Below are 5977 nucleotides of genomic sequence, written 5' to 3'. Positions count from 1 at the left end.
CGCGCACCCAGTTTTGTGGTGGCGCTGTTCAACGTGCTATTGACGTTGGCACTGATGGTGGGAAAAACACTGGCTGCGTCGGTACTGGCGAAGGGATCGATAGCGCTCGAGTGGACCTCTTTTATCGGCCATCCCCTGATTGCCCTGATGCTGTCAATTGTCTTTGCCTACTGGTCACTGGGCCTGCGCCGAGGGTTGGGCATGGGCGACTTGCTCAGTTTGACCCAGCGCTGCTTTCCGCCCTTGGCCGGCATTCTCCTGGTGATCGGGGCGGGTGGGGCGTTCAACGACATGTTGGTGGGCAGCGGGATCGGCAAGGCGTTGGCCGATGTGCTGGGCCAGTCGAACATCAACCCAATCATCCTGGCGTGGCTGATCGCAGGGCTGATGCACTTCGCGGTCGGCTCCGCCACGGTGGCCATGATCAGCACCGCTGGCATGATCCTGCCGATGCTGGCTCAGCACCCGGAATACAGCCCGGAGATTTTAGTCATCGCCATCGGTGCCGGCGCCATTGGCTGGACCCACGTCACGGATTCCGCGTTCTGGGTCGTGAAGGAGTACCTGGGCATTTCCCTGTCCGAAGCCCTCAAGACATTCACCGGCGCCACCGTGTTGGCTTCGGTCTCGGCACTGTTGTTTACGTTGGTTCTTTCTCAGTTCGTGTGACCAAAGGTGGTTTCTATGATTCAAGGCAAAACCCTGGAGGCGTGGTATCACAGCCATCCACTGATCAAAGCGTTGGTGTCACTTGAACCGGTGACCTGGTTCAACCCCGCTATCGCACCCACCGCCACTGCGTTGGGGGATGTCGGCTTGAGCCAGGACGATGTCAAGGAAGCCAGTGAACGCTTGCGGCGCTTTGCACCGTACATCGCCAAGGTTTTCCCGGAAACGGCAGCGGCTGGCGGCATTATCGAGTCGGGTATCGAGCCGCTGAAGGCCTTCCAGCAGCGGCTTTTGAGTGACGCCGGGTTATCCGGGCAGGGAGCCTTGTGGCTCAAGAAAGACAGCGATCTACCGATCTCGGGCTCGATCAAGGCGCGCGGCGGGATTCATGAAGTGCTCAAGCATGCAGAGGACCTGGCCTTGCAGGCGGGCCTGATCACCCTTGAGGATGACTACGCCTGCTTGGCGAGCGCAGCGGCCGTGGAGTTTTTTGGTCGCCACAAGATCGCGGTCGGCTCCACTGGCAACCTCGGCTTGTCCATCGGCATCATGAGCGCCAAGTTGGGGTTCCAGGCCACGGTCCATATGTCATCGGATGCGCGCCAATGGAAGAAAGACAAGTTGCGCGCCAACGGCGTGACGGTGGTGGAATATGCCAGCGACTACAGCGTCGCCGTGGAGAACGGGCGCCAGCAGGCAGAAAACGATCCTGCCTGCTACTTCATCGATGACGAAAACTCGCCTCACCTGTTCCTTGGCTACGCCGTGGCGGCCGAGCGCCTGGCGCAGCAGTTCGAGGCGGCAGGGGTGAAAGTGGACGCCGAGCACCCGCTCTTTGTGTACCTGCCGTGCGGAGTGGGCGGTGGTCCTGGCGGTGTTGCGTTTGGATTAAAGCTTGCGTTTGGCGATGCTGTGCGCTGCGTGTTCGCCGAGCCCACCCATTCACCTTGCATGCTGTTGGGCGTGTACACCGGTTTGCATGACCAGATCAGTGTCCAGGACGTGGGGATCGACAACATCACGGCGGCGGACGGGCTGGCGGTAGGGCGCCCGTCGGGGTTTGTCGGCAGGGCGATGCAACGTTTGATCGACGGTTACTATACCGTCACCGATCAGACGCTTTACCGCCTGATGTTCCTGGCCCACGAGCTCGAAGGTGTGCAACTGGAGCCGTCGGCCATGGCCGGCGCACCCGGTATGGTGCGGGTGCTCAGCGATGCGTCCTACCTGCGGCGCATCGGCATGGATGCGACCCGGCTGGCCAACGCCACGCATCTGATCTGGGGCACAGGCGGCAGCATGGTGCCCTCGACGGAGTTCGCGGCTTACCTTGATAAAGGGCGCAAGCTGCAGGAGTCTGCGACGTAACCAACAACAGCACGAGAGGGGTCAATAGCAATGCCTGCACGCGGTCTGACAAAGGTGCCCAAACTGAGCGGTGCCCATCTGTCCAACCTGCACACCTTTCTGGTTGCCGCCCGCCACTTGAGTTTTGCCCGCGCCGCGCAAGAGCTGTGTCTGACGGCGAGTGCCGTCAGCCACCGCATTGCGCGCCTGGAAGAGGAACTGACGCTCAAGCTGTTCCATCGCCTGCCCAGGCGGGTCGAGCTGACGGAGGATGGCGAGCGGATCTTCAAGGTCATGCAGCAGACCATGGATACGCTGTCTGAAGCGGTCCAGGAACGCTCCGCCGCCCAGGTCGAAGGGCAACTGTGCTTTTACGCAAGACCGTCAGTGGCCCAGTGCTGGTTGGTGCCCAGGTTGTCGGACTTCATCGCGCGCTATCCGGCGATTCAGTTGGATGTGCGGGTCGGTAATGAGCCCATCGACTATCGCACCCGCCGTATCGACCTGGTGCTGTGCTATTCGAATGGCGAACACCCCGGCTTGCAAAGCACCCGGTTGATGCCCGAACGCATCGCCCCGGTGTGCAGCCCCGAATATGCCAGAGCCCATGGCTTGATGGGCGAGCCGCAACGGTTGCCCGACTGCACGGTGTTGCATGACGTGGCAGCGTGGGACAACGTTTCATTCGATGCGGAATGGCGGCTTTGGCAGCAGGCGACCAGCAACACGGTTGAGTTGCCTGATCGTTTCATGACGTTTGACCGTTCCGATTTGAGCGTACTGGCCGCGATCAACCACGCAGGTATCGCCATTGGTCGCGAGCAACTGGTGCGTCAACGAGTGGAGGCGGGTGAGCTGGTGCTGCCATTCGGCGGTTTCATCGATGCGGTCGGCTATGGTTATTACCTGGTGCATCCCGCTCATCCAACGTTGCCTAAAAGGCTCCAGGTGCTGATCGATTGGCTGCTTGAACAGGCGCAACGCTGACGAAAGTGTATGCCTCTATCCGCCCTTAGCTGTACGGGGCGCCAGCGGCTGGAACCCACTACTGTCACCGGCATACCACCACCGTTTGGATGCCGCGCCATGTTCATGTCCACCAGTCTGCTCTCAGCCTTTGTACTGTTTGCCTTCGTGTCTTCGATCACCCCAGGCCCCAACAACACCATGTTACTGGCGTCGGGGGTGAACTTCGGGTTTCGTCGGTCGATGCCCCATGCGCTGGGGATCAGCATCGGTTTCATGGTGCTGGTGATTTCGGTCGGTCTGGGGCTGGGGGAGGTGTTCAAGCTGTTCCCGTGGGCCTACACGCTGTTGCGCTATATGGGCGCGGCGTACCTGCTGTACTTGGCGTGGAAGATCGCCACCTCCGCCGGCATGTCCGACAGCAGCGAGACCCAAGGCAAGCCCATGACGTTCCTGGGGGCGGCGGCGTTTCAGTGGGTCAACCCCAAGGCGTGGATCATGGCGCTGGGCGCGATCACCACCTATACGCCCGCTGAGGGTTACGTCACCAACGTGCTGGTGATTGCCTTGGTGTTTGCTGTGGTCAACCTGCCCAGCGTCTGTGTGTGGGTCGGTTGTGGCAGCGGCTTGCGCAATGTGCTGCGCGAGCCGCGTTGGTTGCGCCTGTTCAACTGGTCGATGGCCGGGCTGCTGGTGGTGTCGCTGTACCCGATGCTCGCCGGCAACTGATCGGCGTTAAACCGGCGATATGGTTGCCAGCATGCCGATGCCGATGGTCAGCACCAAAAAGCCGAACAGGAAAAGTGCCATCTTGGTCATAACGCCTCCGAAGGGAAGGGGACGGCAGGAACCTTCCTGCCATGCTCGACAAGGGTGTCGGGAATGGGATTATTGTCCGCCCGGAACAGATTTCGATACAGGCGCAGATGTCAAAGAAAAAACCGTATCAGATGGGGCTTCGCCTGCTGGGAGATGGGCTTGGGAGGGGGGGTGTTTATGAAGATCAGGACAGGATTCGGTGTTTTGTGCGCTTGGTGTTAAACGTTAATGTAACCTTCATGGGCAACCGTGAAGGTTACTCAATATGACCGGGACCGTGTGGAGCCTGCTCTGCACTTCTTTACCGTGTGAGGCTATATGCAACGTTGGTTGAGCAAATACCGTTACGTCATCCTTTTTTGGTTGTGTTTTGGTGTGTTCCGTACTTCGTTGGCCGATTGGAACCCCATTCCGTCCGGTTCCATGCGCCCGACGCTGGTCGAGGGTGACGTGGTGCTGGTGAACCGCGTGGCTTATGACCTCAAGTTGCCCCTCAGCGATATTTCGCTGGTCAAGCTGGATAACCCCCAGCGCGGCGATGTGGTGACCTTCACCTCGCCCAAGGATGGCGAGCGCTTGATCAAGCGGATCGTCGGCATCCCTGGTGACACGCTGGAAATGAAAAACGAAGTGTTGTGGGTCAATGGCACGCCAGCCACCTACGCGGATGTGCAAGATATCCGTGAACCTTTCGCTGCCGGGCAAACCCTTGCGGCGGTCAAGCTGACCGAGCAGGTGAACACCAGCAAGCGCACTGTCCAATTCATCCCGCAGGTACGCGCTTTGCGTGATTTCGGCCCTGTGGTGGTGCCGGCCGACAGCTACTTCATGCTGGGCGATAACCGCGACAACAGCGCAGACTCCCGCTACATCGGCTTTGTGCCGCGCCGCCTGCTGATCGGGCGTGCCCACCATATCCTGGCGTCGGCGCAGATCCTGGATAACTGGATGCCACGTTTTCGCCGCTTTGGTACGCCAATCCTCTAAGATGTCGCCCACAGCAATCGACAATAAAAGTGGGCTGACCCTCAATGGAAAGACGCCAGTTCAGCGGTGGCATGAAAGGCAAGAACCTGCGCTACCTCAAAGACTCCCCCCAACAGCCGTCGCCGCTCACCCGCGTCGGCTTTTTGTTGCTTGAACACTTCTCCCTGCCTGCATTCACCCAGGCGCTCGATACCCTGATCACCGCCAACCTGTTGCGACCCGAGCTGTTTGCCACCCGTACTTTCGGCTGCAGCGGTGCCGAGGTCATCAGCGACCTGGGCCTGGTGATCCGCCCCGACGCACCCTTGCAACCGTCGGCATTGCCGGACTTGGATCTCTTGGTGGTCTGTGGTGGTTTTCGTACCGAACTCAAAGCAGGCGATGACTTGATACAGCTGTTGCGTGTCGCCGCCGAACAAGGGATCGGCCTGGCTGGCTTGTGGAATGGCTCATGGTTTCTCGGACGTGCCGGCCTGCTCGACGGCTACCGCTGCGCAATCCACCCGGAACATCGCCCAGCGCTGGCAGAAGTGTCCAAGGCAGCCCAGGTCACCAGCGAACCCTACGTGATCGATCGCGACCGCCTGACTGCTTCGAGCCCATCGGGGGCTTTCCATATGGCGCTTGACTGGATCAAGAGCTTGCACGGCAAAGCGTTGGTCGAAGGGATCGAAGACATCCTGGCGTTTGAAGAGTCCCGCTATCGCCGGATCAAACCCACGGAGAACGTCTGCGTCAGCGCGCCATTGCGTGAAGTGGTGAAACTGATGGACGCCAACCTGGAAGAACCCCTGGAACTGGATCAACTCGCCGTGTACGCCGGCCGCTCCCGACGCCAGCTGGAACGCTTGTTCAAGGAACAGTTGGGCACCACGCCACAACGCTATTACATGGAATTGCGCGTGACGGAGGCGCGTCGACTGTTACAACACACCGAGTTGTCACAAGTGGACGTGCTGGTAGCGTGCGGGTTTGTGTCGCCGAGTCATTTCAGCAAATGCTACAGCGCCTACTTCGGTTACAGGCCGTCGAAAGAGAAGCGACTGGTCAAGTAGCGCCATTGGCATTCTGTTGCCTAACACTGTTCAGTATGGGAGCTGTCGAGCTTCAGCGAGGCTGCGAAGGCGGTGGCACAGGCGACCTATTCATCGGCAGCACCGCCGCTTTCGCAGGCAAGCCAGCTCCCACA

General features: G+C 59.9%; 6 protein-coding genes and 1 pseudogene. All 7 read left to right on the top strand.

Going from position 1 to position 5977, the window contains the following annotated elements:
- Positions 1-669 (top strand): annotated as a pseudogene (locus tag ACRESD_RS03275) (permease DsdX); the annotation flags it as partial.
- Positions 670-684: 15 nt separating this feature from the next.
- Positions 685-2037, top strand: coding sequence for a D-serine ammonia-lyase (locus tag ACRESD_RS03270; protein ID WP_431749609.1), 1353 nt, complete (start codon positions 685-687; stop codon positions 2035-2037).
- A gap of 30 nt (positions 2038-2067) precedes the next feature.
- Positions 2068-3003, top strand: coding sequence for a DNA-binding transcriptional regulator DsdC (dsdC, locus tag ACRESD_RS03265; RefSeq protein ID WP_431749608.1), 936 nt, complete (start codon positions 2068-2070; stop codon positions 3001-3003).
- A gap of 99 nt (positions 3004-3102) precedes the next feature.
- Positions 3103-3711, top strand: a complete 609-nt coding sequence (locus ACRESD_RS03260) for a LysE family translocator (RefSeq protein ID WP_431749607.1) — start codon at positions 3103-3105, stop codon at positions 3709-3711.
- Positions 3712-3842: 131 nt separating this feature from the next.
- Positions 3843-4070 (top strand): hypothetical protein, encoded by a 228-nt coding sequence (locus ACRESD_RS03255; RefSeq protein ID WP_431749606.1) that lies wholly within the window; start codon positions 3843-3845, stop codon positions 4068-4070.
- Positions 4071-4119: 49 nt separating this feature from the next.
- Positions 4120-4788 (top strand): signal peptidase I, encoded by a 669-nt coding sequence (gene lepB / locus ACRESD_RS03250; RefSeq protein ID WP_431749605.1) that lies wholly within the window; start codon positions 4120-4122, stop codon positions 4786-4788.
- 71 nt (positions 4789-4859) lie between these two features.
- Positions 4860-5843, top strand: a complete 984-nt coding sequence (locus tag ACRESD_RS03245) for a GlxA family transcriptional regulator (protein ID WP_431749610.1) — start codon at positions 4860-4862, stop codon at positions 5841-5843.
- Positions 5844-5977 lie beyond the last annotated feature (134 nt).

The sequence above is a fragment of the Pseudomonas sp. genome, from assembly GCF_050739995.1.
GTDB lineage: Bacteria > Pseudomonadota > Gammaproteobacteria > Pseudomonadales > Pseudomonadaceae > Aquipseudomonas.
This window is presented reverse-complemented; position numbering and strand designations above follow the sequence as displayed.

Excerpts from the sequence above, each read along its gene's own strand:
- ACRESD_RS03270 (WP_431749609.1), top strand. The coding sequence starts at position 685 with ATGATTCAAGGCAAAACCCTGGAGGCGTGGTATCACAGCCATCCACTG.
- dsdC (WP_431749608.1), top strand. The coding sequence starts at position 2,068 with ATGCCTGCACGCGGTCTGACAAAGGTGCCCAAACTGAGCGGTGCCCAT.
- ACRESD_RS03260 (WP_431749607.1), top strand. The coding sequence starts at position 3,103 with ATGTTCATGTCCACCAGTCTGCTCTCAGCCTTTGTACTGTTTGCCTTC.
- ACRESD_RS03255 (WP_431749606.1), top strand. The coding sequence starts at position 3,843 with ATGCTCGACAAGGGTGTCGGGAATGGGATTATTGTCCGCCCGGAACAG.
- lepB (WP_431749605.1), top strand. The coding sequence starts at position 4,120 with ATGCAACGTTGGTTGAGCAAATACCGTTACGTCATCCTTTTTTGGTTG.
- ACRESD_RS03245 (WP_431749610.1), top strand. The coding sequence starts at position 4,860 with ATGAAAGGCAAGAACCTGCGCTACCTCAAAGACTCCCCCCAACAGCCG.